This window comes from Microvirga flavescens (assembly GCF_003290125.1).
Lineage (GTDB): Bacteria > Pseudomonadota > Alphaproteobacteria > Rhizobiales > Beijerinckiaceae > Microvirga > Microvirga flavescens.
Genome location: NZ_QMKH01000005.1, coordinates 262480 through 286840 on the forward strand (window position 1 = coordinate 262480; position 24361 = coordinate 286840).

Below are 24361 nucleotides of genomic sequence, written 5' to 3' on the forward strand. Positions count from 1 at the left end.
TTCAGCCCGCCATCTTCTGCATGAGCGCGTCTGACAGCTCGAAATTGCCGTAGACGTTCTGCACGTCGTCGTGCTCCTCGAGGGATTCCATGAGCTTGAGCAGTTTCTCGCCCGTCTCGTCATCGACGGCGACCGGGGTCTGCGGCTTCCAGACGAGCTTGGAGGCCTTGGGCTCGCCGAACTTCTCTTCGAGAGCCTTCGTCACCTCGTTCAGCGAGGTCTGCTCGCAATAGATCTCATGGCCGAGTTCGGAGGAAACGACATCTTCCGCGCCGGCATCGATGGCGCCGTCAAGCACCGCATCGGCATTGCCGGCCTCAGGACCGAACTCGACCAGGCCGACCCGGTCGAACATGAAGGACACGGCGCCGGTTTCCGCGAGGTTGCCGCCGCTCTTGGTGAAGTAGGAGCGGATGTCGGAGGCCGTGCGGTTACGGTTGTCGGTCATCGCTTCGACGATGATGGCCGCGCCGCCAGGGCCGTAGCCCTCGTAGCGGATTTCCTCGTAGTTCTCGCCGTCGTTGCCCGCCGCCTTGTTGATGGCGCGCTGGATATTGTCCTTGGGCATGTTCTCCGCGCGGGCCGCGAGGATGGCGGCGCGCAGGCGCGGGTTCATGTTGGGATCGGGCATGCCCATCTTGGCGGCCACGGTGATTTCGCGCGCAAGCTTGGAGAAAACCTTGGAGCGCACCGCATCCACTTTACCCTTGCGGTGCATAATGTTCTTAAACTGGGAATGTCCGGCCATGGGGCCTCCGCGTTCGCGACCGAGGGCGTTCAAGGGCCCGTCAGGCCGCGGATGTTGACGATATGCGGCTTATAAAACGGTGTTGCGCCAAAGGAAAAGCCCCCCGCGCGACTTCGCCCCGTTCTAAATCCCGAACCAGCTCGAAAGGCCCGCCCGGATCAGGTGATACGAGGCCCCCAGCACCGTGGCCGTGTAGGCAAGGCCGGCAAGGCCGATGAGATAGCCCAAAATCAGCAGGTACCCGTCCTCCTCCATGATGGCGATGGAGGCGATGACGAGGGCGATGGACGGCGGGAAATTGGTGCCTGGAAAGGGAATGAGCACCGAGACCGCGACGAGGAAGGCGAACAGCCCCGCCACCCTGTCGCCGACCACGTTGAAGAGCGGGAGGAGGCGCGGACTGCAGAAGCTTTCGAGCTTTTGCAGCTTGGGCTCCGCCGCATCGATGATTTTTTTGAACTTCGGCACGGAAACCGAGCGGTTCATGATGAACCCCGGCAGCCAGGGCCGTTGATGGCCGAGCATCATCTGGATGCCGAAGATCAGGACCGGAGTGCCCACGATGCCCGCGATGCCGGGCGGGGCCGGCACGCAGTTCGGCAGGCTGAAGAGGATGAGGACAAAGCCGAAGGCCCGCTCGCCGAAGGCGTCGATGATCTGCCCGATGGTGATCGAGTCCCCCTCGGCATTGTCGATCACCGCCCGCAGGACCTTCGACGCGCTCTTGTGCTCCAGGGCGGCGCGGCGGCCATCGCCGTGCGGCTCGCCCTCCGGTGCTTCTTGAAAATTCACGACGCCTCTCCGTTCGCGCTCTCAAATGGCGACGGGGAGTACCGCCGCCAAGGGGAAACAGGCGGAAGACAGGCGCTTACTCCCAGAAGCGGGGCAGGCTCTCCTCGAGATGCGGGCCGAGCCGCACCGCCGCCACGCGCACGGCAAGCCCGGTGCGATCGTCCGTTTCTACCGCGATGCCGGACAAAGTCCCCTCCCCGAGCCCGGGTTCCATGCGCGGCCCCGGCGTCTTTTGCAGGAAACGGCGGATCGACTCTTCCTTCTGCATGCCGAGCACGGTGTCGTAATCCCCGCACATGCCCGCATCGGACATATAGGCCGTGCCGCCGGCAAGGACCCGATGATCGGCGGTCGGCACATGGGTATGGGTACCGACGACGAGGCTCACGCGCCCGTCGAGATAGTGGCCCATCGCCTCTTTCTCGCTGGTGGCCTCAGCGTGAACGTCGACGATGATCGCATCCGCGACCTGTGCCAGCGGGCAGGCCTCGACCTCCCGGTCCACGGCGGCGAAGGGATCGTCGAGGGCATCCATGTAAAGGCGACCCATCACGTTGATGACGAGGACGCGCTTGCCGGTAGCGGTCTCGATAAGGTTCGCGCCGCGCCCGGGTGTGCCCGCCGGAAAGTTCACGGGCCGGAGCAGGCGCTGCTGACGTTCGATGAAGACAAGGGTTTCGCGCTGATCCCAGCTGTGGTTGCCGAGCGTCACTGCGTCGGCCCCGGCGTTCAAAACCTCGTCGCAGATCGCCTCCGTGATGCCGAAACCGCCCGCCGCGTTCTCGCCGTTGATGACGACGCAATCGAGCTGCCAGCGCTCGCGCAAGGCGGGCAGGCGTTCGATCACCGCATTGCGGCCAGGGCGTCCGACGATGTCGCCGAGGAAAAGAAGGCGCATGGGAAAATCCTTGAATCAGGCGATTTTCGGCGATCCTGGGCGGATCGTCTCGTTTTCGGTGACAATGATGTCGAGCGAGCGGTCATGGTCCTCGGCGGGAACTTGCGCAATTCCCTGCGCCCCGAAGGCCAAACCGATGGTGAGGAGCGGGTGATGGCCTTCCAGCATGGCGATGGCGCGGTCGTAATAGCCTTTGCCGTAACCGATGCGCCCGCCTGTGTGGTCGAAGGCGGCGAGCGGCATAAGGAGCACTGTCGGAAAAACCTCCGGCGCGTCGGGGCCGGGCTCGTGAACGCCGAAGCTGCCGCTCATCAGGACGTCGCCGGGACGCCACAGGCGGAAGCTCAGATGCGGATGGACCATCTGCGGCAGGGCGACCTCCTGCCCGCGCGCGATGAGCCCTTCGATGAGAGGGCGAGGGTCGACCTCGCTGCGGATCGGCCAGTAGGCCCCGACAGGATTGAGGCCCTGCAATTCGGGAAGGGCGAGAGCCCGCTCGGCGATGCGGTGGGAAGCCTCCTGCCGAAAGGCGTCGTCCAGCCCGTCGCGGCGGGCGAGAGCCTCGCGGCGAAGCTGTTCTTTCGTCTCGGCAAGAGAGGGAGAAGTCATCGGGAATAAGCGCGGAGCCACAAAAGCCGTCGGAGATGCGATCCCGGGAACCTACATAAGTAGGTGGGCGCCGTGTGTCCCGGTCCACGGACCAGGCAGGGACAGCTCCCTAAGGATCGTTAAGGCCCCGGGGAATTGTACTCCTAACGCGCCCCGCAGCCCCGCTTTGCCTATGTAGTGACGATACCGACCGGGGGAAAGGGGAAAGTTGAAGGGCGAGGCCCCGAACCGACGGCGCTACCCCTGCCCCGGCGCGTTGAGGCTCTTCGCCAGCCGCTCGATACGCTCCGCCGCCTTGCCGATGCCTTCCGCGAGGCGGGCCTCGATGAACTGGGAGCGCTCGTCGCCCGCATTGGCAAGGGACTTGAGCTGCGAGAGTTCGGCTTCGACCGCCGCCAGCTTCTTTCTGGTCTCGGCCATCTCATCCGCGATGGTAATGGCAGCCATGACGTGGAGGCGCATGTCGCCGATCTCGCCGAAAGCGGCCCGCATTTCCTCGATCTTGGCGTCGAGTGAAGCGGCAAGCCCTTCGAGGTGCCGCTCTTCCCCGTCGGCACAGGCGATCCGGTAGGAGCGCCCGGCAATCGTCACGTTGACCTGTGCCATCAGCCTTCCTCCATCTCGAATTCGCCGGCGCGGGCGAGGACGCCCTGAATGGCGCCCAGCGCCTGGCGAACGCGCTGGCTGATATCGTCGGTCGCGGCCTCGTAGCGATTCAGGCTGGTCAGCGCGCCGTCGAGTTCCACCGCGAGGCGGGCCCGGTCGTCCTGCATGATCTGGAGCTCGGTCTCCAGGTCCCCCCGTCGCTTTTCGGCATCGAGACGACGCACGACGGAGGCCTCGAGGAGGCCAATGGCGCTCTCGAGCCGCTTCAATGCATCGTCAAGGGTGGGGGTCATCGTGCCTCCGGGAATCGGTCAACGAGACTAGGGCGCTCGGCGGCGACCGGCAACGGTCTCGCATCGAAGCTCTGTGGCGGGACTACCTCAAGCCTTTGACTCGCCCTTGCCGCGTGTTAAGGAGCGCACGCCTTTTCCCGACACGCGCGGCTCCCAAAGGGCCGCCCTCAAGACTTGTGGATCAAGAGCCGTGCCTGACACCGTCCCCGCCGCTCGCGTCACCCACTCCGATCTGGCGAACGCTGTGCGCGTCCTTGCGATGGACGCCGTGGAGCAAGCCAAGTCGGGCCATCCCGGCCTGCCGATGGGCGCCGCGGACATCGCCACGGTGCTGTTTACGAAGTTCCTGAAGTACGACGCCACCGACACGGCCTGGCCGGATCGCGATCGGTTCGTGCTTTCCGCCGGCCACGGCTCGATGCTGCTCTATGCCCTGCTCCATCTGACGGGCGTGAAGGGCATGACCATCGAGGAGCTGAAGCGCTTCCGCCAGCTCGATTCGAAGACCCCGGGCCACCCGGAAAACTTCATGACCCCCGGCGTCGAGACGACCACCGGCCCCCTCGGCCAAGGCCTCGCCACCGCCGTCGGCATGGCGCTCGCCGAGCGGATGATGAACGCGCAATACGGTGACGATCTCGTCGATCACCGCACCTATGTGCTCGCCTCCGACGGCGACCTGATGGAAGGCATCAGCCAGGAATCCATCGCCCTCGCCGGCCACCTCAAGCTCAACCGCCTCATCGTGCTCTTCGACGATAACGGCATCTCCATCGACGGCCCGCTCTCGATTGCCGACTCGGTCGATCAGGTGAAGCGCTTCCAGGCCGCCGGCTGGAACGCGGTGCGTGTGGATGGTCACGATCCCAAAGCCATTGGGCGCGCCATTGCCCGCGCCCAGAAGTCGGACAAGCCGACCCTGATCGCGTGCAAGACCGTCATCGGCTTCGGTGCACCCAAGCGTGCCGGCACCTCGAAAGCCCACGGCGAGCCGCTCGGCGCCGAGGAACTGGCGGGCGCGAAGGCCGCTCTCGGCTGGACCTCCGCTCCCTTCGAGATTCCGGAAGCGATCAAGGCCGCCTGGGCGAAGGCGGGCAAGAAGAGCCGCCGTCACAACCGTGCCTGGAAGGAGCGCCTGAAGGCGCTTGCACCCGAGAAACGGGCCGAGTTCGAGCGCCGCGTCAAGGGCGTGCGCCCGAAGGGTCTCGACGAGGCCGTGACGAAGTTGAAGGCCCGCCTCTTCGCCGAGCCGCAGAACGTCGCGACCCGTAAAGCGAGCGAGATCGCGCTGGAGGTCGTCACCGAGGCCGTGCCGGAGCTCGTTCTCGGCTCCGCGGATCTGACGCCCTCCAACAACACCAAGACCAAGAACCTCACCGCCATCTCCCCGGGTTCCTACGCGGGTCGTTACATCCATTACGGCATCCGCGAGCACGGCATGGCGGCGGCCATGAACGGCATCGCGCTGCACGGCGGCCTGGTCCCGGCGGGCGCGACCTTCCTGGTCTTTGCCGACTATGCCCGCCCCGCCATGCGCATCGCAGCGCTCGCCGGCATTCCGGCGGTTTATGTCATGACGCATGACTCGATCGGCCTTGGCGAGGACGGTCCGACCCACCAGCCGGTGGAGCAGCTGGCTTCGCTGCGTTCGATGCCGAACATGCGCGTGTTCCGCCCGGCGGACGCCGTCGAGACCGCCGAGTGCTGGCAGCTGGCTCTCGAACGCACGGACGGCCCGACGCTTCTCGCGCTGACCCGCCAGAACCTGCCGCAGGTCCGTAAAGAGTCGACCGGCAACCTTTCGGCAGCCGGCGCTTATGAACTCTCGCCGTCCGAGGGCAAGGCCCAGGCCACCATCTTCGCCTCCGGCAGCGAGGTCGAAATCGCCCTCGCCGCGCAGAAGATCCTGGCCGAGCAGGGTTTCCCGGCCCGCGTCGTCTCGGTGCCGTCCCTCGAACTCTTCCTCGCCCAGCCCGAGAAGGTGAAGACGAAGGTCATCGGGGACGCCAAGATCAAGGTGGCGGTGGAAGCCGCCGTGCGCTTTGGCTGGGACGGCATCATCGGCGCGGACGGCATTTTCGTCGGCATGAGCAGCTTCGGCGCGAGCGCGCCCTATAAGGATCTCTACAAGCACTTCGGCATCACGCCCGAGGCCGTCGCCGAGAAGATCCTGAGAACCCACAATCTTTAATCGCCTGCAGCATCAGGCAAGCATATCTCAAGGGAGCAACGACAATGACTGTGAAGGTCGCGATCAACGGGTTTGGACGGATCGGGCGCAACATCCTGCGCGCCATCGTGGAGAGCGGCCGGAAGGACATTCAGGTCGTCGCCATCAACGATCTCGGCCCGGTCGAGACGAATGCGCACCTCCTGCGCTTCGACTCGGTTCATGGCCGCTTCCCGGCGGAAGTGAAGGTCGATGGCGATTCCATCGTCATCAACGGCCAGAAGATCAAGGTTACCGCGGTCAAGGATCCGGCGATGCTGCCGCACAAGGAACTCGGCGTCGATATCGCCCTCGAGTGCACGGGCATCTTCACTTCGCGCGACAAGGCTGCCGCGCACCTCACCGCCGGCGCGAAGCGCGTGATCGTCTCGGCCCCCGCCGATGGCGCCGACCTCACGGTCGTCTACGGCGTGAACCATGACAAGCTGACGAAGGACCACATCGTCATCTCCAACGCCTCGTGCACCACGAACTGCCTCGCGCCCGTGGCGAAGGTGCTGAACGACGCGGTCGGCATCGAGAAGGGCTTCATGACGACGGTGCACTCCTACACCAACGATCAGCCCTCCCTCGACCAGATGCACAAGGACCTCTACCGCGCCCGCGCGGCGGCCCTGTCCATGATCCCGACCTCGACCGGCGCCGCGAAGGCCGTCGGCCTCGTGCTGCCGGAGCTCAATGGCAAGCTTGACGGTGTCTCGATCCGCGTTCCCACCCCGAACGTGTCGGTGATCGACTTCAAGTTCATCGCCAAGAAGGCGACGACGGTTCAGGAGATCAACGAGGCGATCAAGCGCGCCGCGTCTCAGGAGCTGAAGGGCGTTCTCGCCGTCACCGACCAGCCGAACGTGTCCATCGACTTCAACCACGACCCGGCCTCGTCCACGTTCCATCTCGACCAGACCAAGGTCATGGACGGCACGTTCGTGCGCGTCATGTCCTGGTACGATAACGAGTGGGGCTTCTCGAACCGCATGGCGGACACCGCCGTTGCGCTGGCGAAGTTGATCTAAGGGACGCTTTCGATGACCGCCTTCCGCACGCTCGATCAAGCCAACCTCAAGGGCAAGCGCGTTCTCGTCCGTGTGGACCTCAATGTCCCGATGGACAACGGCAAGGTGACGGACGCCACGCGCATCGAGCGCGTGCTCCCCACCATCCGGGAAATCGCCGAGAAAGGCGGGAAGGTCATCCTTCTCGCCCATTTCGGACGCCCGAAGGGCCGCGATCCGAAGGAGAGCCTCAAGCCTGTGGCCGAGGCGGTCGCAAAGCATCTGAAAAAGGCCGTCGCCTTCGCCGATGACTGCATCGGCGAGGTCGCCGCCAAAGCCGTCGCCGCCCTGAAGGACGGCGACGTGCTCCTCCTCGAAAACACCCGCTTCCATGCGGGCGAGGAGAAGAACGACAAGGATTTCGTCGCGGAGCTCGCAAAGCTCGGCGACATTTATGTCAACGACGCTTTCTCGGCGGCGCACCGCGCCCACGCCTCGACCGAGGGCCTTGCCCGCGTGCTGCCGTCTTTCGCGGGCCGCACCATGCAGGCCGAGCTCGACGCGCTGACCAAGGGCCTCGAGGCTCCGGCCCGCCCGGTCGTCGCCATCGTCGGCGGCGCGAAGGTTTCGAGCAAGATCGATCTTCTCGAAAACCTCGTCGCCAAGGTCGATGCCCTCGTCATCGGCGGCGGCATGGCGAACACCTTTATCCACGCAAGCGGCCTGAATGTCGGCAAGTCGCTGGCGGAGAAAGACCTCGCGGCGACGGCACTTCGCATCATCGAAAAGGCGCGCGAAGCGAACTGCGCAATCATCCTTCCGGTGGACGGCGTGTGCGCGAAAGAATTCAAGGCCCATGCCGAGAACCACACCTACGGCATCGACGCGATCCCCGACGACCAGATGATCCTCGATGTCGGCTCGCAATCGGTCGAGCGCATCAATTCCGCGATCAGCGACGCCAAGACGCTGGTGTGGAACGGCCCGCTCGGAGCCTTCGAGATCGCGCCCTTCGATCAAGGCACGGTCGCGGCGGCCCGCCATGCGGCGGCGCGCACCAAGGCCGGCAAGCTCGTCTCGGTGGCGGGCGGCGGCGACACGGTGGCCGCCCTCAACCATGCGGGCGTGGCCGACGATTTCTCATACGTCTCGACCGCGGGCGGCGCATTCCTCGAATGGCTCGAGGGCAAGGCGCTCCCGGGCGTTGAGGCTTTGAGAGTTTAAGGTCCGGTTCAGCTTCGGCGGATTTAAAGAACGATCAGGAGGAACATCATGGCTCGCATCACTCTTCGACAGCTTCTCGATCACGCCGCCGAGCAGGGCTACGGCGTCCCGGCCTTCAACATCAACAACATGGAGCAGGCGCTCGCGATCATGGTCGCGGCCAACGAGGTCGATGCGCCGGTGATCATCCAGGCGAGCCGTGGCGCGCGTTCCTACGCCAACGACATCATGCTCAAGCACATGATGGACGCGGTCACCGAGATCTATCCGCATATCCCGGTCTGCGTGCATCTCGACCACGGCAACGAGCCCGCGACCTGCATGACGGCGATCCAGGCCGGCTTCACCTCGGTGATGATGGACGGCTCGCTCAAGGCCGACGGCAAGACCCCCGGCGATTGGGACTACAATGTCGGCGTCACCCGGAAGGTGGTCGAGATGGCCCATCTCGGCGGCATCTCGGTGGAAGGCGAACTCGGCGTTCTCGGCTCGCTGGAAAGCGGCATGGGCGAGGCCGAGGACGGCCACGGCGCCGAGGGCAAGCTCAGCCACGACCAGCTTCTCACCAATCCCGAAGAAGCCGTGAAGTTCGTCGCCGAGACCAAGGTCGATGCGCTCGCCATCGCCATGGGCACCTCGCACGGGGCCTACAAGTTCACCCGCAAGCCCGATGGCGCGATCCTCGCGATGAATGTCATCGAAGAGATCCACCGCCTTCTGCCGAACACTCACCTCGTGATGCACGGCTCGTCCTCGGTGCCGCAGGATTTGCAGGACATCATCAACCAGTACGGCGGCAAGATGCCCCAAACCTGGGGCGTGCCGGTGGAGGAGATCCAGCGCGGCATCAAGAACGGCGTGCGCAAGATCAACATCGACACCGATAACCGCATGGCGATGACGGGCCAGATCCGCAAGGTTCTCTCCGAGAACCCCGGCGAGTTCGACCCGCGCAAGTACCTGAAGCCCGCGATGGACGCGATGACGAAGCTCTGCAAGCTGCGCCTCGAGGAGTTCAACACCGCCGGCCAGGCCTCCAAGATCAAGCGCGTGTTCACCACGGCGGAAATGGCCAAGCGCTACGCTTCCGGCGAGCTCGATCCGAAGTTCGGCGCGGCCCGCAAGGCGGCCGAGTAAGCAAGATCAGGCTTTCGCCTTAATCGTCACCGAGAAACGGGGCCTCGCAAGACGGCCCCGTTTTCGTTATGGCTACCCGGACAGACCTTTTTCACGCGCCCAAAAGAGATCATGGCTGAAACCGCCGCCCGCCTTTACCTCATCACCCCTGTCCTCGACGACGAATCCTTTGCGCCGCGCCTCAAGGAGGCCTGCGCTGCTGGGGAAGTCTCGGCCGTGCTCCTGCACCTTGCCCCCGCCGACGAGCGCACGCTCATCAACCGCGTGAAGGCGCTGGCCCCCGCCGCTCAGGAAGCGGGCGCGGCGGTCATGGTTGCCGTGCAAGGAGAGGTGGACCTTGCGACCATCGCTGCGCGCGGCGGGGCCGACGGGGTCCACGCTCCGGGCAATCTCGCCCTCGTCAAGGACTTGCGCGGGCGCCTCAAGAGCGAGCGCTCCCTCGGCGTCGGCAACATCCGCTCGAAGGACGACGCCATGTCTTTCGGCGAGGCCGGGGCCGATTACCTGATGTTCGGCGAGCCCCGCGCGGATGGCTCCGTGCCGACCCTCGAGAGCGTGGCCGAGCGCGCCGCATGGTGGGCCGAGATCTTCGAGACGCCCTGCGTGGCTTATGCGCCGAGCCTTAAGGACATCGCGGCGCTTGCCGCCACCAACGCCGAATTCGTCGCGCTTGGCGATGCCGTCTGGAACCACCCGGAAGGTCCGGCGAAGGCTGTCAAGCAGGCGCTCGACATTCTCGCAGCGGAGGCGACCCCGTGAGGATCGGACGCTTCGGCCTCGTCCCGGCTCTCCTCCTCGCCTCGACGCTGGCAGCCACGGCCGCGCCAACGCCGGACGATGCCTATGCCGCCTATCAGGCCGGGCTTTATCTCAGAGCCATGCGGGAAGCGACGGCGCGGCTTGACAAGAACCGCAACGACGCGCCCGCCATGACGCTGATCGGAGAACTCTTCAATCAGGGCCTCGGCGTGCCGATGAACCCGGTCAAGGCCGCCGAGTGGTACAAGCTCGCGGCCAAGCAAGGCGACCCGAACGCCCTTTCGACCCTCGGGCTCATGGCCCTCGAAGGCCGAGGCATGGAGAAGAACCCGGTGCAGGGCAAGGCGTGGCTGGAAGAGGCCGCCGCCAAGGGCGAGCCGCGCGCCTCCTACAATCTCGGCCTTCTCTACATGTCGACCGGCGACAATGCCGACCTGAAGCGCGCCGTCGGCTTCCTGAAAACCGCCTCGGGGGCGGAAATCGGAGACGCGCAACACGCCCTCGGCGTTCTCTACCTCACCGGCAAGGGCGTCGAGAAAAGCAGCGCAGAGGCCGCGCGCCTGTTCGAGCGTGCCGCCAGGAACGGCAGCCTCGCGGGCGAAGTCGAGTATGCGATCCTGCTCTTCAACGGCGACGGCGTGAAGGCCAACGAGACGGAGGCCGCCACGCATTTCCGCCGCGCCGCCGCCCGCGGCAACGCCATCGCGCAGAACCGCCTGGCCCGCATGCTGGTCGCCGGACGCGGCGTCCAGGCCAACAGGATCGACGCCGCCGCCTGGCACCTGCTCGCGGCCTCTCAGGGCCTCACCGATTCCTGGCTCGACGGCGCCCTCAAGGATCTTTCCCCCGAAGACCGCGCGAAAGCCGCGAAGCTCGCGGCCGAACGGTCGAGCCTGTTCTAGGGGCAAAGCCCACCCCATGCGGGGAGGAACGGCGCGGCGCGCATGACGTGACGCTTGACGTTCCCCGCCCCGCGTGGTCATCACGCAAAAGCTCTTTCTCTTCGCCAAATTTTTCAGGACCGCCCGATGATCCGCTCGCCCTTGATGACCGTGATGACCGATGCCGTGATGAAGGCATCCCGCTCCCTCAAGCGCGATTTCGGCGAGGTCGAGAACCTGCAGGTGTCCCGCAAGGGGCCCGGCGATTTCGTTTCGGCGGCGGACAAGAAGGCGGAGAACGTGCTGCGCGAGGCGCTTGAGAAGGCCCGCCCCGGCTACGGCTTCGTGATGGAGGAGAGCGGCGTCGTCGAAGGCTCCGACCCCAGCCATCGCTGGCATATCGATCCCCTCGACGGCACCACGAACTTCCTCCACGGCCTGCCGCATTTTGCCATCTCCGTCGGCCTCGAGCGCGACGGGCAGATCGTCGCCGGCGTGATCTACGATCCGGCCAAGGATGAGCTGTTCATCGCGGAAAAGGGCAAGGGCGCGTTCCTCAACAACCGCCGCATCCGCGTTGCCGCCCGTAACGCCATGGACGATGCCGTGGTCGGCTGCGGCCTGCCCCATATCGGCAAGGGCGACCACGCGCTGTTCCTGCGCGAGGCGGCGAGCGTCATGGCCCATGTGGGCGGCTCGCGCCGCTGGGGCGCGGCGGCGCTCGATCTCGCCTATGTGGCCTGCGGACGCCTCGACATCTATTGGGAGCGCGGCCTGAATTCCTGGGACATCGCGGCGGGCATTGTGATCCTGCGGGAGGCCGGTGGCTTCATCTCCGACGTGGATGGCGGCAGCGACCCCATCGCCACGGGCACCATTGCCTGCGGCAACGAAACCCTGCACCGCGAACTGCTCAGGCTTCTGAAAAAGGCGCGGGCCGCCTAAACCAGCGGCCCCGCGATAATCCTGTTCGCTAGCGCGTGGAAACGCGCGGCCACGGCTTGATCCGTCGCAACGGCGCGGTCACACTGTATCCCAGCCCGTTTGGGTGCTTTTTTGAAAACCGTCATTCGGTTTTCGGCAAAGCGCGCCTAAAACAAAGAGAGCGAGCGAGTGCGACGGCTTTTCGCCGCACAGCCGCTCCAGAGGACGAGTGCGCCGGAGATGGAATCCCAACCCCTTACACCGCCACGCATCTACCTGATCCGCATGGCGGTCTTCCTGATCCTCGCCGGGTTCATCGCCTTCATTCTCTACAAGCAGATCTGGGCGGCCTTTCTCGCGAACCCGGGTCTCAACGCGGTGATCGTGAGCGTCATGATCATCGGCATCCTGCTCGCCATCCGGCAGGTCTGGCGGCTTTTTCCGGAGGTGCGGTGGGTCAACACGTTGAGCCGCGCCGAGGAAGGGCTCGCCCTGCCTGAATCGCCGACGCTGCTCGCGCCGATGGCGGCGCTCATCAGCAACCGCACCAGCCGCTCGATCCTTTCCGTCACCGCGACCCGCTCGCTGCTCGACTCCGTCGGCGCGCGCCTCGATGAGAGCCGCGAGATCGTGCGCTATCTCGCCGGCCTCCTGATCTTCCTCGGCCTTCTCGGCACGTTCTGGGGCCTGATCGAGACCGTGGGTTCGGTCGGCCAGATCATCGGCTCGCTGAAAACCGGGCAGGACGCGACAGTTCTTTTCGACGAATTGAAGACTTCCCTCGCCGGCCCGCTGCAGGGCATGGGCCTGTCCTTCTCCGCCTCGCTGTTCGGCCTTGCCGGTTCGCTCGTTCTCGGCTTCCTCGATCTTCAGGCGGGGCAGGCGCAAAGCCGCTTCTATACCGAGCTCGAGGATTGGCTCGCCGCCTCCACGATGGATACGGGTCTCGACCAGACGGCCCGCCCGCAATCGAGCCACGAACTCGCGATCGCGCTCAACCGCCTGACCGCCGCCGTCAATGACGGCGCGGGCGGCAGGGCTTCGACCCAGGCGATGGCCAATCTCGCCGAGGGTGTTCAGGGCCTTGTCCAGCACATGCGCGCCGAGCAGCAGATGATCCGCGACTGGGTCGAGGCCCAGGCGGCCCGCGAGAAGGACCTGAAGCAGATCCTGGATCGCCTGACCCGTGAAAGGCTGCCCTGATGGCAGGGGTGAGCGGCGGCGGCCGGCGTCGGGGCCGCCATAGCGAGATCAATTACTGGCCGGGCTTCGTGGATGCTTTGTCCACGCTGCTCCTGTCCATCGTGTTCCTGATCTCGATCTTCATGCTCGGGCAGTTCTTCCTCAGCCGCGAATTGTCGAACCGGGATACGGTGCTCGATCGGCTGAACCGCCAGATCTCCGACCTCACCGACCTTCTGGCGCTGGAGCGCTCGAACCGCCGCAGCGCAGAGGAAAACGTCAACAGCCTGCAGACGACCTTGCGCCAGATGGAATCCGAGCGCGCGCGCCTGCAAGGCGTGATCGACAGCGGCACGGCCTCGCAGGGGCGCGCCGACCAGTTGAACAGTGCCCTTGAATCCGAGCGTCAGGAAAAGGGCCGGGCGCTGAGCCAGGTCGAACTCTTGAACCAGCAGATCGCCGCCATGCGCCGCCAGCTCGCCGCGTTGGAAGAGGCGCTTGAGGCCTCCGAAGCCCGCGACAAGGACAGCCAGGCCCGCATCGCCGATCTCGGCAGCCGCCTGAATGTCGCGCTGGCGCAGCGGGTGCAGGAACTTGCGCGCTTCCGTTCCGATTTCTTCGGCCGCCTGCGCCAGATCCTCGGCACCCGGCAGGACGTTCGCATCGTCGGCGACCGCTTCGTCTTCCAGTCGGAGGTTCTCTTCCCGGCGGGTCAGGCCACGCTGCGGCCGGAAGCCGAAGGTGAGATCGACCGTATCGCCTCGGCCCTCGTGGAATTGGAAAAGCAGATTCCGCCGGATATTCCGTGGGTCATCCGTGTCGATGGCCACACCGATGCACGCCCCATCGCGACCCCGCAATTCCCCTCGAACTGGGCGCTGTCCGCAGCGCGTGCCATCGCCGTGGTGCAAGCCTTCGTCGCGCGCGGCGTCTCGCCCCAGCATCTCGTTGCCGCCGGCTTCGGCGAGTTCCAGCCCATCGATCTCGGCACGACGGAAGAGGCCTACGCCAAGAACCGCCGCATCGAATTGAAGCTGACCGAGCGCTGAGCCCGATCCCCTGCCTCCAACCTCATCCTGAGGAGCGGCGAAGCCGCGTCTCGAAGGAGGGTCCAGCGCGCAATGGAGACGCCTCGCCCTTCGAGACGGCGCTTATGCGCCTCCTCAGGATGAGGCTGTGGGGCAGGTATTTTACCGCGCCCCCTTCCGCATCGGCGATGCTGGACCGGCTGTGGCCGCTTACTCCGCCGCCACGCGCCCTTCCGCATCGGTGAACTGGAGCCGCGCGAGGCGCGCATAGAGGCCGCCGTTGGCGAAGAGGGTGTCGTGGGTCCCCTCCTCCACGATCCGCCCCTGATCCATCACCAGAATCCGGTCCGCGGAGCGGATCGTTGCCAAACGGTGGGCGATGACGAGGGTGGTGCGGCCTTCCATGAGACGGTCGAAGGCCTCCTGCACCTTGCGCTCGCTTTCCGCATCGAGGGCCGAGGTCGCCTCATCGAGAAGAAGGATCGGCGCATCTTTCAGGATGGCGCGGGCGATGGCGATCCGCTGGCGCTGCCCGCCGGAGAGCGTGACGCCGCGCTCGCCGATGACCGTGCGATAGCCTTCCGGCATGGCGCTGATGAACCCGTCGGCGGAGGCAAGCGTCGCGGCATGGCGCACCTCCTCCTCGCTCGCCTCGGGGCGGCCATAGCGGATGTTCTCAAGAACGGTCGTCGCGAAGATCGTCGGCTCCTGCGGCACCAGGGCAAGGCGCTGGCGCAACGCGGCGGGATCGATCTCCGACACCGGCACCCCATCCACCAGAATGCGGCCCGCCTCCGGATCGTAGAAGCGCAGGAGAAGCTGGAAAACCGTGCTCTTGCCGGCCCCGGAAGAGCCAACGAGCGCCACCCGTTCGCCGGGGGCGACGTTGAGGCTGAGATCCGAGAGCGCCCGCAGCTCGGGGCGTGTCGGATAGGAAAAGCTCACATTCTCGAAGGTGATCGTACCGAGCGGGGGCTTCGGCAGGGGCTTCGGGTTTTCAGGCGCGGCAATGGCGGGTTTCGCGGCAAGGATTTCGCCAAGCCTCTCGGCCGCCCCGGCGGCCTGCGCCAGTTCGCCATAGACCTCCGAGAGCTGGCCGAGGGAGCTGGCGACGAAAACCGCGTAGAGCAGGAACTGCGAAAGGGTGCCGGCGGTCATGGTGCCGGCGAGCACGTCCTGCGCCCCATACCAGAGCACGCCGATGACGCTGGCCGAAACCAGGAAGATTCCGCCCCCGGTCAGGTAGGCGCGCATGGTGGTGGAAAGGCGCGCCGCCTCGAAGGCCTCCTCCGCCGCGCCTGCGAAATGGGAGGCTGTCGCCCCTTCCATGCCGAAGGCCTGCATGGTGCGCACCGCGCCGACCGCCTCGGCGGCATAGGCGGAAGCATCCGCCAGCCTGTCCTGTGCCGCCCGCGAGCGCTTGCGAACCGCGCGGCCCGACATGATGAGAGGGAGCACGATCACCGGAATGGCGAAGAGAACGAGGCCGGACAGCTTGGGGCTCGTCTTCACCATCATCACGGCAGCGCCGATGAACAGGAAGATGTTGCGGAGCGCAATCGAGATGCTGACCCCGAAGGCCGCCTTGACCTGGGTGGTGTCGGCGGTGAGGCGCGAGACGAGTTCGCCGCTCTTGGATTGATCGAAAAAGGCCGGATCGAGGCTTGTCAGGTGTCGAAATACGGCGGCCCTGAGATCCGCCACCACCCGCTCGCCGAGCGTGATGACACAGTAATAGCGAAACGCGCTGGCAAGGGCGAGAACGCCGATGACGACGAACATCACGCCGAAATAGGCATCGATGAAGGCCCTTCCCGTCTCCGAGAAGCCGAAATCGATGATCCGGCGCGCGGCATTGGGAATGACGAGAGTCGCGCCGGAAGCCACGGTGAGCGCGGCAAGCGCTGCGACAATCCGGCCTTTATAGGCCAGAGCGTAGGGAATCAGGGGCTTCAGCGCGCTCAAGGGCGCCTTGGCGCGGGGTCCGGTGTTTTGCTCGGCCATTCTTCTTCAAGACTCGGATTATGCGACGCCGGAGCTTTAGAGCATGATCAGAGCAAGTGGAAACCGGTTGCTCGCCCGCATCATGCGGCAATAAAGGGATCTGGAGTCTGATTATGTTTCAAAGAGACACAATCAGACCCTAGCATCTTCAACCCGGCTTGTTTCAAGGGTGCAAGTGCGCTATAGGCGCGCGTTATTCAAGGTTCACGCTCGATCAATGGGCTGCGGGCCGCCGCTAAAAGGCAGGCCGCGAGAGGATATGGCAATGGCACGCAACAGCGAACTCGAACATCCCGACTACCACTTCATCAAGGTGGTCATGACCAACGGCACCGAGTTCACGACCCGGTCGACCTACGGCAAAGAGGGCGACACGCTCAACCTCGACATCGACCCGAACACCCACCCGGCCTGGACCGGCGGCCAGCAGCAGCTGCTCGACCGTGGCGGCCGTCTGTCGCGCTTCAACTCGAAGTTCGGCAACCTGGGCATCGGCGGCGCGAAGTAAGTTCTTCGCCACCGGCAGAAACAAGAAAGCCCCGCTTCGGCGGGGCTTTTCTTTTGTCCTGTCGCTCTTTTGGACCTTCAGGCCTCGGCGCCAAACGCCTGCAGGAGCATCCGCTGCTGGGCGGCGACGGGGTTCTCCTTCGGGGGCGCGGTCTGCGCTTCGGATTCCGAGATCAACTGTTCGAGATGCATGATGCGGGCATGAAGCCGCGTCGCCAGGCCGATCAGATCGCGCAGGCGGCGCGGCAGCGCCTCGTAGTCATCGATCGTGGCGACGGAAGCTTGGGAGTTGAGCCGGACGCGGTTCTTCTCGAGCCGGGCCTGATCGGCGGAGATCTCCCCCTCGCCGACGGCCCGCTGCACGAGAAGCCAGGAAGCGATCTGCATCAGCCGCGTCGTCAGGCGCATGCTCTCGCTGGCATAGGCCACAGTCACCTGGCGCTGCAGATGGCGCGATTCCTCACGCCCTGGCCCGTCGAGATAGGCCGCCGTCTCTTCGACAAGCTCCATGCCCTCCTGAAAAAGGGCCTTGAACGCATCCGACTGCACGAAGGTGCGGCCGAACGGAACCGGATCGGTCTCAAGCTTGATAACGTCGAGGTCGCTCAACGCCTGTCTCCACAATCGTCTGAAACCCGCCTTCGGTCGGGCCGGGCGGGCTGATGTTGGGAGGGACTATAGAGCGGCTTTTCGGCGCGCGCTTCGCTAACCCTTTCTTAAGGTTAAGCCGAGCGCAGGCGCACAAAAATTGAGCCACCTCACGGTGGCTCGAAGTCAAAAACAGGGATGCGTCAAAACAAAGAGTGGGTAGAAGCCACTCGACATCCAGCGCTGCTGGATGAGACAACTATCAATTGTAAGCGTTAAAATTTGGTTAATGCCTTTGATTTCTGGAAAACTCGGCCGTTTCAGCCCGAGCCGAGATTGAAGAAGGCGCTGGCCGCCGCGCGGGATTTCTCCTTGCCGTTGCGTGCCTCCTTCAGCCGGTGGATTTCCTGTTCGAGCGCGGCGACGCGCTCGTCGATCTCCTCGAGGGAGAGCATCGAGAGGTCCTGACCCAACTCGAAAGCGTTGACCTTCCGACGAGGCTCGTCGGCAAAGGGATCGAAAACCATGGCATCCTCCTCCTCAACCGCATTAAAGGTTAGTGCGAGAGGTCCCGCTTGCCAACGGCGATCGAGGGGGCAGTCCCGATGCGGACCTTCGGAGGATTTTGAACATGACCATGATCCCCACCACCATGCGCGGCGTCATCGCGAAAGGCAGCGGCGGCCCCGAGGTGCTCACCATCGTCGAGCGCCCGGTCCCCGAGCCGAAAGAGAGGGAGATCCTGATCCGCGTCGAGGCCGCCGGCGTGAACCGCCCGGACGTGATCCAGCGGCAAGGCGGCTACCCGCCCCCGCCCGGCGCATCGGATATTCTTGGCCTTGAAGTCGCAGGCGTTGTCGTGGCGGCGGGGCCGAACCTGCCGCGCTTCTTTCCCGGCGCGCCGGTGATGGCACTCGTTCCGGGCGGCGGCTATGCGGAATATGCGCTCGCCCACGCCTCGAACGCACTGCCCATTCCGGACGGGCTTTCCATGACGGAAGCGGCGGCGATCCCGGAAACCTATTTCACCGTCTGGTCGAATGTTTTCGAGCGGGGACGCCTGCAGCCGGGCGAGACTTTCCTCGTCCACGGCGGCACGTCGGGCATCGGCACCACGGCGATCCAGCTCGCCAAGGCCTTCGGCGCGAAGGTCATCGCGACGGCCGGGAGCGCGGCCAAGTGCGATGCCTGCACCCGGCTCGGGGCGGATCTGGCGATCAACTACCGCGAGGCGGACTTCGTCAAAGCCGTCAAGGAGGCGACGGAGGGCCGGGGCGCGGACGTCATTCTCGACATGGTCGGGGGCGACTACATCCCCCGCAATTACGAGGCGGCGGCGCAGGACGGGCGCATCGTGCAGATCGCCTTTCTGCAGGGGAGCAAGGTGGAGGTCGATTTCCGCCGCCTGATGCTCAAGCGTCTGACCCATACAGGCTCGACCCTGCGCTCCCGCCCCGTCGCGGAAAAGGCGGCCATCGCCGAGGCGCTGGAGGCGCATGTCTGGCCGCTTCTCGGCGAGGGCCGCTGCCGCCCGGTGATGGACTCGTCCTTCCCGCTCGAGAACGTGCGCGAAGCCCATGCCCGCATGGATGGCGGCCAGCATGTGGGCAAGATCGTGCTGACGGTGTGAGGGGAAACCCCGACAAAAGCGGGATCTTCGGGGCGGGGAGCGCTTAAAATTTGCAACCGCGCCGCGCTTTACGTATATTAGCCCTGTTTCCCTCACATCGTGAGCAGAGATGCTTCGGCCCCGGCCGGGACGGAGCGCAAGAGAGTTTTGCCGTGCGGCGCCCTTGAAGAGCGCCCGGCTTGAAGGAGGTAGCTTATGTCCCAGGGACCGCTGATGCCGAAGGCGACGGCCGTTTGGCTCGTCGAGAACACCTCGCTGTCGTTCGAGCAGATCGCCGATTTCTGCAAGCTCCACCCGCTCGAGGTGAAGGGCATTGCCGATGGCGAAGTCGCGACCGGGATCAAGGGCCTCGACCCGATCACCACGAACCAGCTCACCCGCGATGAAATCGAGAAGGCGCAGGCCAATCCCGATTACCGCCTGCGCATGGCCGAGACCAAGGTGAAGCTGCCGGAGATGAAGCGCACCCGCAAAGGCCCGCGCTACACCCCCGTTTCCCGCCGCCATGACCGCCCGAACGCCATTCTCTGGCTCGTGCGCAACCATCCCGAATTGAAGGATGCGCAGATCATGCGGCTCGTGGGCACCACCAAGTCCACCATTCAGCAGGTTCGCGACCGCACTCACTGGAATTCCGCGACGCTCTCGCCGATGGACCCGGTGACGCTTGGCCTGTGCTCGCAGATCGATCTCGATTTCGAAGTGCAGCGCGCCGCCAAGGACCGTCCGCAGGTCGAGCCGCACGAGGCCGGCGGAACGCTTCTCCCCGCCGAAGTTTCGACCGCGCCGGAAGAGACGCACGAGCCTTTCGCCGACATGAGCAAGCCGAAGCCGGCGGAAGAGGAAAAGATCGACGTGCATTCGGTCTTCGCCAAGCTCAAGCAGCTCAAGCGTTCGGATGACGAGGACGACGAGTAAGTCGAGCCGTTTCCAAAACGACAAAAGGCCCGGATCACTCCGGGCCTTTTTTGTTATCCGTTACCGAACTCAATCCTGCCGCTTGGATTCACGCTTGCGGGCCTTGAGCGGCCTTTCTCGGTTCTTCTCGAACGTGGCCTTTGCATCGACGGCCTCGCACCGCGCGGAACCGCGCGCGTTCTTTAAGGCGGCATGCTGCCGGGCCTCCTCATCCGACGTGAGAACTTGCGCCAGAAGCGTCTCGAACCGCGCTTGAGGATCCTCCTTCGACGGCTTCGTCATTCTTCCCTGCGCCTCTCTCAGTTCACCAGACCCCGGCTCTTCAGGATCTCACCAATCTCCTCCAGAATGCCGGGATCGTCGATGGTGGCGGGCATGGTCCAGCTATCGCCGTCCGCGATCTTCTTCATGGTGCCGCGCAGGATCTTGCCGGAGCGGGTCTTCGGCAGGCGCCCGACGGTGATGGCGATCTTGAAGGCCGCCACGGGGCCGATCTTCTCGCGCACGAGGCCGACGAGTTGTTTTTCGATCACGTCGGGCGTCTGCTGGACGCCGGATTTCAGCACCACGAAACCGCAGGGCACCTCGCCCTTCAACTCATCCTTCACGCCGATCACAGCGCATTCGGCAACGCACGGGTGGGAGGCCAGCACCTCCTCCATGCCGCCGGTGGAGAGGCGATGGCCGGCCACGTTGATGATGTCGTCCGTGCGGCCCATCACCCACACATAGCCGTCGCTGTCGATGAACCCGGCATCGGACGTGTTGTAGTAACCGGGATAGGTGGCGAGATAGGATTCCTTGAACCGCTCGTCCGCCTGCCACAACGTCGGCAGGCAGCCGGGAGGCAGCGGCAGCTTGATGACGATGGTGCCCATCGTCCCCGCGCCGACGGATTTTCCGCCCTCGTCCAGAACGTCGAGGACATAGCCCGGCATCGCCACCGTGGGCGAGCCGTGTTTGACGGGAAGCGCGCCGAGGCCCATCGGGTTGCCCGCGACAGGCCAGCCGGTTTCCGTCTGCCACCAATGGTCGATCACCGGCAGCTTGAGGATGTCCTCGGCCCATTGCACCGTGTCGGGATCGGCGCGCTCGCCCGCGAGGAAAAACGCGCGTAAGGACGACACGTCGTATTTCTTGAGAAGTTCGGCCTGCGGATCTTCCTTCTTGATCGCGCGGAAGGCGGTGGGCGCAGTGAACAACGTCACGACCTTGTGCTCGGCGATCACGCGCCAGAAAGCGCCTGCATCCGGTGTGCCGACCGGCTTGCCCTCATAGAGAACCGCCGCGCAGCCGTGGAGCAGCGGCGCATAGACGATGTAGGAATGGCCCACCACCCAGCCGACGTCGGACGCCGCCCAGAACACTTCGCCGGGCTTCACGCCGTAGAAGTTGCTCATGGTCCATTTGAGCGCGACCATGTAGCCGCCGTTGTCGCGCACCACGCCCTTCGGCTTGCCGGTGGTGCCGGAGGTGTAGAGCACGTAAAGCGGATCGGTCGCGGCGACGGAAACGCACTCGGCCTTCCTGCCCGCCACTTTCGCCTTTGTCGTTTCCTGCGCCCAATCGCGATCGCGTCCGGCAAGCAGCGAGCCCTCGAGTTGCGGGCGCTGATAGACGAGGCAGGTTTCTGGCTTCGAGGCGGAAAGCTCGATCGCCTCATCGAGAAGCGGCTTGTAGGCCACGATCTTCGCGCCCTCGATGCCACAGGATGCGGAGAGGATGGCCTTGGGCTTTGCATCGTCGATGCGGGTCGCAAGCTCCTTCGCGGCAAAACCACCGAACACCACGGAGTGGATCGCGCCAAGGCGCGCGCAGGCGAGCATGGCGAAGACCGCCTCGGGGATCATCGGCATGTAGACGATGACACGGTCGCCTTTCTTCACGCCCATGTCCTGCAAAACGGCGGCGAGCGTCGCCACTTCGTCCTGCAACTGCGCGTAGGAAATACGGCGCTGCGCATTCGCGACCGGACTGTCGTAAATGATGGCGGCCTGATCGCCGCGCGTTGCGACATGCCGGTCGACGGCGTTGTAGCAGGTGTTGCACTCGGCACCCACGAACCAGCGGCCATAAGCCCCCGCCTGCGGATCGAAGATCCTGTCGGCGGGCTTGTACCAATCGATCTCTTTGGCCGCCTCGCGCCAGAATCCTTCCGGATCGCGCTTCCAGCCTTCATAGACGTCATGGTAGCGACTGCGGGTGTTTGTCATGGCGTTACCCTTTAGAGTCCGATCATGTCTCGTTGAAACACGATCAGACTCCAGCCTCCTTTATTTGCCGCATGATCCGGGCGAACAACTGGTGTCCGCTTGTTCTGATCATGCTCTAGCCTTCAAGCCGCATGGGACAGGTCTGTTCCGTTGTGGTAGCAGGCGGGCGCGCTGCGGTCAGCGCGACTTTCGGCGAGTGCTTTGATGATTACCGACCCTCTCTTTTATGCCGCCGCCGTGCCGGCCGTCGTTCTGATGGGCATGGCAAAGGGCGGCTTCTCGGGGCTCGGGCTTCTCTCCCTGCCGCTCATGGCGCTCGTCGTCTCGCCGGTGCAATCCGCCGCCATCATGCTGCCGATCCTGATGGTGCAGGACGTCGTGACGGTGTGGGCCTACCGGAAAACCTGGGACCTCCGGAACATCCTGATCCTCCTGCCGAGCGGCATTGTCGGCATCGTCACCGCCTATCTTCTCGCGGCGAAAGTATCCGACGCGGCGGTGACGCTTGCGGTCGGCGTCATCTCGGTTGCATTCGCGATCCGGCGGCTCGTGCTGGAGCGCCGTGTGAAGAATCCTCAAGCAACGCGGGCGGATGTTCCACGCGGCCTCTTCTGGGGTTGGATCACGGGCTTCACGAGCATGATCGCCCATGCGGGCGGCCCGCCCTTCCAGATCTATGTGATGCCGCAGCGCTTGCCACGCGACGTTTTCGTGGGCACGGGCGCAGTGTATTTCGCGCTCAACAACTGGATCAAGGTGCCGCCCTACATGGCGCTGGGCCAGTTCACCACCGAGAACCTCGCGACAGCCGGCGTGCTTTTCCCCGTCGCGATCGCCTCCACCTGGGCGGGCGTACGACTGGTGCGGCGCGTTTCGGGAGAGCGCTTCTATACCATCGTCTATGTGCTTCTCGTGCTTGTCGGCACCAAACTCATCGTGGACGGCGTGCGGGCCCTGATCTGACCCAATAAAAAAGCCGCCACTCGAAGCGACGGCTCGGGCAGTTTTTTATGGAATGCGCTTAGTGCACCATCGGCTGCGCGTTCTTCAGCTTGGAAATCTGATCCTTGAGCTGAAGCTTCTTCCGCTTGAGTTCGGCCAGTGTAACGTCATCTGTCGACGGGTGGTTCTGGGCGTCCTCGATCTGACGCTCCAGCGTCCGATGCTTACGCTCCAGCTCCGTCAGATGATTCAGCAAAGGCATATCGGTCCCTCCTGTTCGTTATCCGACAAAACAAATCTGACACAAGGAACATGGCGAGTCGAAGGCAATCGTCGCTGCAGTGCGCAAATGGGAAAACACGCTCCAGCGGCTTGCCCTCCAGGGACACGCGGAGCATACTTCGCTCCGTTGAGCGGCGGCCTGACAGGGTCCGTCGCCTTTTGACGTGCAAGGTTTCCAATCGATGCCGAACAGGGCTGAACTCGACGATCAACTCGCCCGCCTGAAGCAGGAGCATCGCGATCTGGACAACGCCATCGACGCGTTGGAGCACATCATCACCGGCGATCAGTTACAGGTGCAGCGCCTCAAGAAGCGCAAGCTCGTCCTCAAGGACCAGATCATCCGCCTGGAAGACCAGCTCACTCCCGACATCATCGCCTGAAGGCGGATCGCGCGGTTATTCGTCCCCGCAGCCTTGCTTGCCCGCCAAGGCTTCGCTATGCCCCGTTGGGTCACAAGGCCGATCCGGAGACGCAAGCATGGCTGGAATCCCCGTCGCCATCATCATGGGCAGTCAGTCCGACTGGGCCACCATGCAGCACGCGGCTGAAACGCTCGAGGCGCTCGACATCGCCTACGATGCGCGCATCGTCTCGGCCCATCGTACGCCCGACCGCCTCGTGGCCTTCGCCAAGGGTGCGAAGGACGAGGGTTTCCAGGTCGTCATCGCGGGCGCGGGCGGCGCCGCCCATCTGCCGGGCATGACCGCCGCCATGACCCCCCTCCCCGTTTTCGGCGTGCCCGTCGAGTCCAAGGCCCTGTCGGGGCAGGACAGCCTTCTCTCCATCGTGCAGATGCCCGCCGGCATCCCGGTCGGCACGCTCGCCATCGGCAAGGCGGGAGCCGTCAACGCGGCTCTCCTTGCCGCCTCGGTGCTGGCGCTCCACGATAAGGCCCTGGCGAAGCGGCTCGACGCCTGGCGGCAGCGCCAGAGCGAAAGCGTCGCCGAGCGTCCCTCCAGGGAGCCTTGAGA

The 24361-nt window shown here is 64.8% G+C and carries 27 protein-coding genes and 1 other RNA gene; 15 read left to right on the forward strand and 13 right to left on the reverse strand.

Annotated elements, in window-relative coordinates; all coding sequences use genetic code 11:
- Position 1: 1 nt before the first annotated feature.
- From DQW91_RS12010 to DQW91_RS12040, 7 genes are all read right to left on the reverse strand, one after another.
- On the reverse strand, positions 2–748 hold the full coding sequence (locus DQW91_RS12010) for a YebC/PmpR family DNA-binding transcriptional regulator (protein WP_112663862.1): 747 nt from the start codon (positions 746–748) through the stop codon (positions 2–4).
- A gap of 123 nt (positions 749–871) precedes the next feature.
- On the reverse strand, positions 872–1540 hold the full coding sequence (locus DQW91_RS12015; protein WP_112663863.1) for an exopolysaccharide biosynthesis protein: 669 nt from the start codon (positions 1538–1540) through the stop codon (positions 872–874).
- A 76-nt stretch (positions 1541–1616) separates the two neighbouring features.
- The gene (locus tag DQW91_RS12020; RefSeq protein ID WP_112663864.1) at positions 1617–2438 is read right to left on the reverse strand and encodes a TIGR00282 family metallophosphoesterase; all 822 of its coding nucleotides are present in this window, start codon (positions 2436–2438) and stop codon (positions 1617–1619) included.
- Between the two features lie 15 nt (positions 2439–2453).
- Positions 2454–3047, reverse strand: a complete 594-nt coding sequence (locus DQW91_RS12025; protein WP_112663865.1) for a 5-formyltetrahydrofolate cyclo-ligase — start codon at positions 3045–3047, stop codon at positions 2454–2456.
- A gap of 10 nt (positions 3048–3057) precedes the next feature.
- Positions 3058–3212: non-coding RNA, 6S RNA (gene ssrS / locus DQW91_RS12030), on the reverse strand.
- Positions 3213–3284: 72 nt separating this feature from the next.
- Positions 3285–3653, reverse strand: a complete 369-nt coding sequence (locus tag DQW91_RS12035; protein WP_112663866.1) for a cell division protein ZapA — start codon at positions 3651–3653, stop codon at positions 3285–3287.
- The gene (locus tag DQW91_RS12040) at positions 3653–3946 is read right to left on the reverse strand and encodes a DUF4164 domain-containing protein (RefSeq protein ID WP_112663867.1); all 294 of its coding nucleotides are present in this window, start codon (positions 3944–3946) and stop codon (positions 3653–3655) included. The genes DQW91_RS12035 and DQW91_RS12040 overlap by 1 nt, the downstream gene beginning before the upstream one ends.
- 190 nt (positions 3947–4136) lie before the next feature.
- On the opposite strand from DQW91_RS12040, the gene tkt reads away from it, so the two are divergent.
- The 9 genes from tkt to DQW91_RS12085 all read left to right on the forward strand — a co-directional run bounded on the left by tkt (position 4137) and on the right by DQW91_RS12085 (position 14324).
- Positions 4137–6137 carry a transketolase gene (gene tkt, locus DQW91_RS12045; protein WP_112663868.1) on the forward strand — a complete coding sequence of 667 codons (2001 nt, stop codon included), beginning with the start codon at positions 4137–4139 and terminating at the stop codon, positions 6135–6137.
- Between the two features lie 44 nt (positions 6138–6181).
- Positions 6182–7189: a type I glyceraldehyde-3-phosphate dehydrogenase gene (gene gap / locus DQW91_RS12050; RefSeq protein WP_112663869.1), complete on the forward strand. Its 1008-nt coding sequence runs from the start codon at positions 6182–6184 to the stop codon at positions 7187–7189.
- Positions 7190–7201: 12 nt separating this feature from the next.
- The gene (locus tag DQW91_RS12055) at positions 7202–8392 is read left to right on the forward strand and encodes a phosphoglycerate kinase (protein ID WP_112663870.1); all 1191 of its coding nucleotides are present in this window, start codon (positions 7202–7204) and stop codon (positions 8390–8392) included.
- 48 nt (positions 8393–8440) lie between these two features.
- Positions 8441–9529, forward strand: a complete 1089-nt coding sequence (gene fba / locus DQW91_RS12060) for a class II fructose-bisphosphate aldolase (RefSeq protein ID WP_112663871.1) — start codon at positions 8441–8443, stop codon at positions 9527–9529.
- Positions 9530–9640: 111 nt separating this feature from the next.
- Complete coding sequence (locus DQW91_RS12065; RefSeq protein WP_112663872.1) at positions 9641–10288, forward strand: thiamine phosphate synthase; 648 nt, start codon at positions 9641–9643, stop codon at positions 10286–10288.
- On the forward strand, positions 10285–11190 hold the full coding sequence (locus DQW91_RS12070; RefSeq protein WP_245411005.1) for a tetratricopeptide repeat protein: 906 nt from the start codon (positions 10285–10287) through the stop codon (positions 11188–11190). Before DQW91_RS12065 ends, DQW91_RS12070 begins: the two co-directional genes overlap by 4 nt.
- A 126-nt stretch (positions 11191–11316) precedes the next feature.
- Positions 11317–12114 (forward strand): inositol monophosphatase family protein, encoded by a 798-nt coding sequence (locus DQW91_RS12075; RefSeq protein ID WP_112663873.1) that lies wholly within the window; start codon positions 11317–11319, stop codon positions 12112–12114.
- A gap of 219 nt (positions 12115–12333) precedes the next feature.
- Complete coding sequence (locus tag DQW91_RS12080; RefSeq protein WP_112663874.1) at positions 12334–13296, forward strand: flagellar motor protein MotA; 963 nt, start codon at positions 12334–12336, stop codon at positions 13294–13296.
- A complete protein-coding gene (locus tag DQW91_RS12085) occupies positions 13296–14324 on the forward strand; it encodes a peptidoglycan -binding protein (RefSeq protein ID WP_112663875.1) in 1029 nt (342 codons plus the stop codon). The genes DQW91_RS12080 and DQW91_RS12085 overlap by 1 nt, the downstream gene beginning before the upstream one ends.
- Positions 14325–14513: 189 nt before the next feature.
- Here the strand turns inward: DQW91_RS12085 and DQW91_RS12090 are convergent, their stop codons facing one another.
- On the reverse strand, positions 14514–16307 hold the full coding sequence (locus DQW91_RS12090; RefSeq protein ID WP_112663876.1) for an ABC transporter transmembrane domain-containing protein: 1794 nt from the start codon (positions 16305–16307) through the stop codon (positions 14514–14516).
- A gap of 265 nt (positions 16308–16572) precedes the next feature.
- On the opposite strand from DQW91_RS12090, the gene rpmE reads away from it, so the two are divergent.
- Positions 16573–16815: a 50S ribosomal protein L31 gene (gene rpmE / locus DQW91_RS12095; protein ID WP_112663877.1), complete on the forward strand. Its 243-nt coding sequence runs from the start codon at positions 16573–16575 to the stop codon at positions 16813–16815.
- A 77-nt stretch (positions 16816–16892) separates the two neighbouring features.
- On the opposite strand, the gene rcdA is transcribed toward rpmE, so the two are convergent.
- A complete protein-coding gene (rcdA, locus tag DQW91_RS12100; RefSeq protein WP_112663878.1) occupies positions 16893–17423 on the reverse strand; it encodes a protease adaptor protein RcdA in 531 nt (176 codons plus the stop codon).
- Between the two features lie 299 nt (positions 17424–17722).
- Positions 17723–17929, reverse strand: a complete 207-nt coding sequence (locus DQW91_RS12105) for a DUF1192 domain-containing protein (RefSeq protein ID WP_112663879.1) — start codon at positions 17927–17929, stop codon at positions 17723–17725.
- Between the two features lie 104 nt (positions 17930–18033).
- On the opposite strand from DQW91_RS12105, the gene DQW91_RS12110 reads away from it, so the two are divergent.
- Positions 18034–19032 carry an NAD(P)H-quinone oxidoreductase gene (locus tag DQW91_RS12110; RefSeq protein WP_112663880.1) on the forward strand — a complete coding sequence of 333 codons (999 nt, stop codon included), beginning with the start codon at positions 18034–18036 and terminating at the stop codon, positions 19030–19032.
- Positions 19033–19227: 195 nt separating this feature from the next.
- A complete protein-coding gene (locus DQW91_RS12115) occupies positions 19228–19950 on the forward strand; it encodes a DUF1013 domain-containing protein (RefSeq protein WP_112663881.1) in 723 nt (240 codons plus the stop codon).
- 69 nt (positions 19951–20019) lie between these two features.
- Here DQW91_RS12115 and DQW91_RS12120 read toward each other — a convergent pair whose 3' ends face one another.
- Together DQW91_RS12120 and DQW91_RS12125 are read right to left on the reverse strand one after the other, a co-directional pair.
- Positions 20020–20232, reverse strand: a complete 213-nt coding sequence (locus DQW91_RS12120) for a hypothetical protein (RefSeq protein WP_112663882.1) — start codon at positions 20230–20232, stop codon at positions 20020–20022.
- 17 nt (positions 20233–20249) lie between these two features.
- Positions 20250–22163 (reverse strand): propionyl-CoA synthetase, encoded by a 1914-nt coding sequence (locus DQW91_RS12125; protein WP_112663883.1) that lies wholly within the window; start codon positions 22161–22163, stop codon positions 20250–20252.
- Positions 22164–22367: 204 nt separating this feature from the next.
- On the opposite strand from DQW91_RS12125, the gene DQW91_RS12130 reads away from it, so the two are divergent.
- Positions 22368–23126, forward strand: coding sequence for a sulfite exporter TauE/SafE family protein (locus DQW91_RS12130; RefSeq protein WP_112663884.1), 759 nt, complete (start codon positions 22368–22370; stop codon positions 23124–23126).
- Between the two features lie 58 nt (positions 23127–23184).
- On the opposite strand, the gene DQW91_RS12135 is transcribed toward DQW91_RS12130, so the two are convergent.
- Positions 23185–23367 carry a YdcH family protein gene (locus DQW91_RS12135; protein WP_112663885.1) on the reverse strand — a complete coding sequence of 61 codons (183 nt, stop codon included), beginning with the start codon at positions 23365–23367 and terminating at the stop codon, positions 23185–23187.
- A 202-nt stretch (positions 23368–23569) separates the two neighbouring features.
- Between DQW91_RS12135 and DQW91_RS12140 the strand changes: the two genes are divergently transcribed.
- Together DQW91_RS12140 and purE are read left to right on the forward strand one after the other, a co-directional pair.
- Positions 23570–23770 carry a YdcH family protein gene (locus DQW91_RS12140; RefSeq protein ID WP_112663886.1) on the forward strand — a complete coding sequence of 67 codons (201 nt, stop codon included), beginning with the start codon at positions 23570–23572 and terminating at the stop codon, positions 23768–23770.
- Positions 23771–23867: 97 nt separating this feature from the next.
- A complete protein-coding gene (gene purE / locus DQW91_RS12145; RefSeq protein WP_112663887.1) occupies positions 23868–24359 on the forward strand; it encodes a 5-(carboxyamino)imidazole ribonucleotide mutase in 492 nt (163 codons plus the stop codon).
- The last annotated feature ends 2 nt before the right edge of the window (positions 24360–24361 follow it).

Bases quoted from the DNA above. Each gene is read 5' to 3' on its own strand.
- DQW91_RS12010 (WP_112663862.1), bottom strand. From the start codon at position 748: ATGGCCGGACATTCCCAGTTTAAGAACATTATGCACCGCAAGGGTAAA.
- DQW91_RS12020 (WP_112663864.1), bottom strand. From the start codon at position 2,438: ATGCGCCTTCTTTTCCTCGGCGACATCGTCGGACGCCCTGGCCGCAAT.
- DQW91_RS12025 (WP_112663865.1), bottom strand. From the start codon at position 3,047: ATGACTTCTCCCTCTCTTGCCGAGACGAAAGAACAGCTTCGCCGCGAG.
- DQW91_RS12035 (WP_112663866.1), bottom strand. From the start codon at position 3,653: ATGGCACAGGTCAACGTGACGATTGCCGGGCGCTCCTACCGGATCGCC.
- DQW91_RS12040 (WP_112663867.1), bottom strand. From the start codon at position 3,946: ATGACCCCCACCCTTGACGATGCATTGAAGCGGCTCGAGAGCGCCATT.
- gap (WP_112663869.1), top strand. From the start codon at position 6,182: ATGACTGTGAAGGTCGCGATCAACGGGTTTGGACGGATCGGGCGCAAC.
- DQW91_RS12055 (WP_112663870.1), top strand. From the start codon at position 7,202: ATGACCGCCTTCCGCACGCTCGATCAAGCCAACCTCAAGGGCAAGCGC.
- fba (WP_112663871.1), top strand. From the start codon at position 8,441: ATGGCTCGCATCACTCTTCGACAGCTTCTCGATCACGCCGCCGAGCAG.
- DQW91_RS12065 (WP_112663872.1), top strand. From the start codon at position 9,641: ATGGCTGAAACCGCCGCCCGCCTTTACCTCATCACCCCTGTCCTCGAC.
- DQW91_RS12075 (WP_112663873.1), top strand. From the start codon at position 11,317: ATGATCCGCTCGCCCTTGATGACCGTGATGACCGATGCCGTGATGAAG.
- DQW91_RS12080 (WP_112663874.1), top strand. From the start codon at position 12,334: ATGGAATCCCAACCCCTTACACCGCCACGCATCTACCTGATCCGCATG.
- DQW91_RS12085 (WP_112663875.1), top strand. From the start codon at position 13,296: ATGGCAGGGGTGAGCGGCGGCGGCCGGCGTCGGGGCCGCCATAGCGAG.
- DQW91_RS12090 (WP_112663876.1), bottom strand. From the start codon at position 16,307: ATGGCCGAGCAAAACACCGGACCCCGCGCCAAGGCGCCCTTGAGCGCG.
- rpmE (WP_112663877.1), top strand. From the start codon at position 16,573: ATGGCACGCAACAGCGAACTCGAACATCCCGACTACCACTTCATCAAG.
- DQW91_RS12105 (WP_112663879.1), bottom strand. From the start codon at position 17,929: ATGGTTTTCGATCCCTTTGCCGACGAGCCTCGTCGGAAGGTCAACGCT.
- DQW91_RS12110 (WP_112663880.1), top strand. From the start codon at position 18,034: ATGACCATGATCCCCACCACCATGCGCGGCGTCATCGCGAAAGGCAGC.
- DQW91_RS12115 (WP_112663881.1), top strand. From the start codon at position 19,228: ATGTCCCAGGGACCGCTGATGCCGAAGGCGACGGCCGTTTGGCTCGTC.
- DQW91_RS12120 (WP_112663882.1), bottom strand. From the start codon at position 20,232: ATGACGAAGCCGTCGAAGGAGGATCCTCAAGCGCGGTTCGAGACGCTT.
- DQW91_RS12125 (WP_112663883.1), bottom strand. From the start codon at position 22,163: ATGACAAACACCCGCAGTCGCTACCATGACGTCTATGAAGGCTGGAAG.
- DQW91_RS12130 (WP_112663884.1), top strand. From the start codon at position 22,368: ATGATTACCGACCCTCTCTTTTATGCCGCCGCCGTGCCGGCCGTCGTT.
- DQW91_RS12135 (WP_112663885.1), bottom strand. From the start codon at position 23,367: ATGCCTTTGCTGAATCATCTGACGGAGCTGGAGCGTAAGCATCGGACG.
- DQW91_RS12140 (WP_112663886.1), top strand. From the start codon at position 23,570: ATGCCGAACAGGGCTGAACTCGACGATCAACTCGCCCGCCTGAAGCAG.
- purE (WP_112663887.1), top strand. From the start codon at position 23,868: ATGGCTGGAATCCCCGTCGCCATCATCATGGGCAGTCAGTCCGACTGG.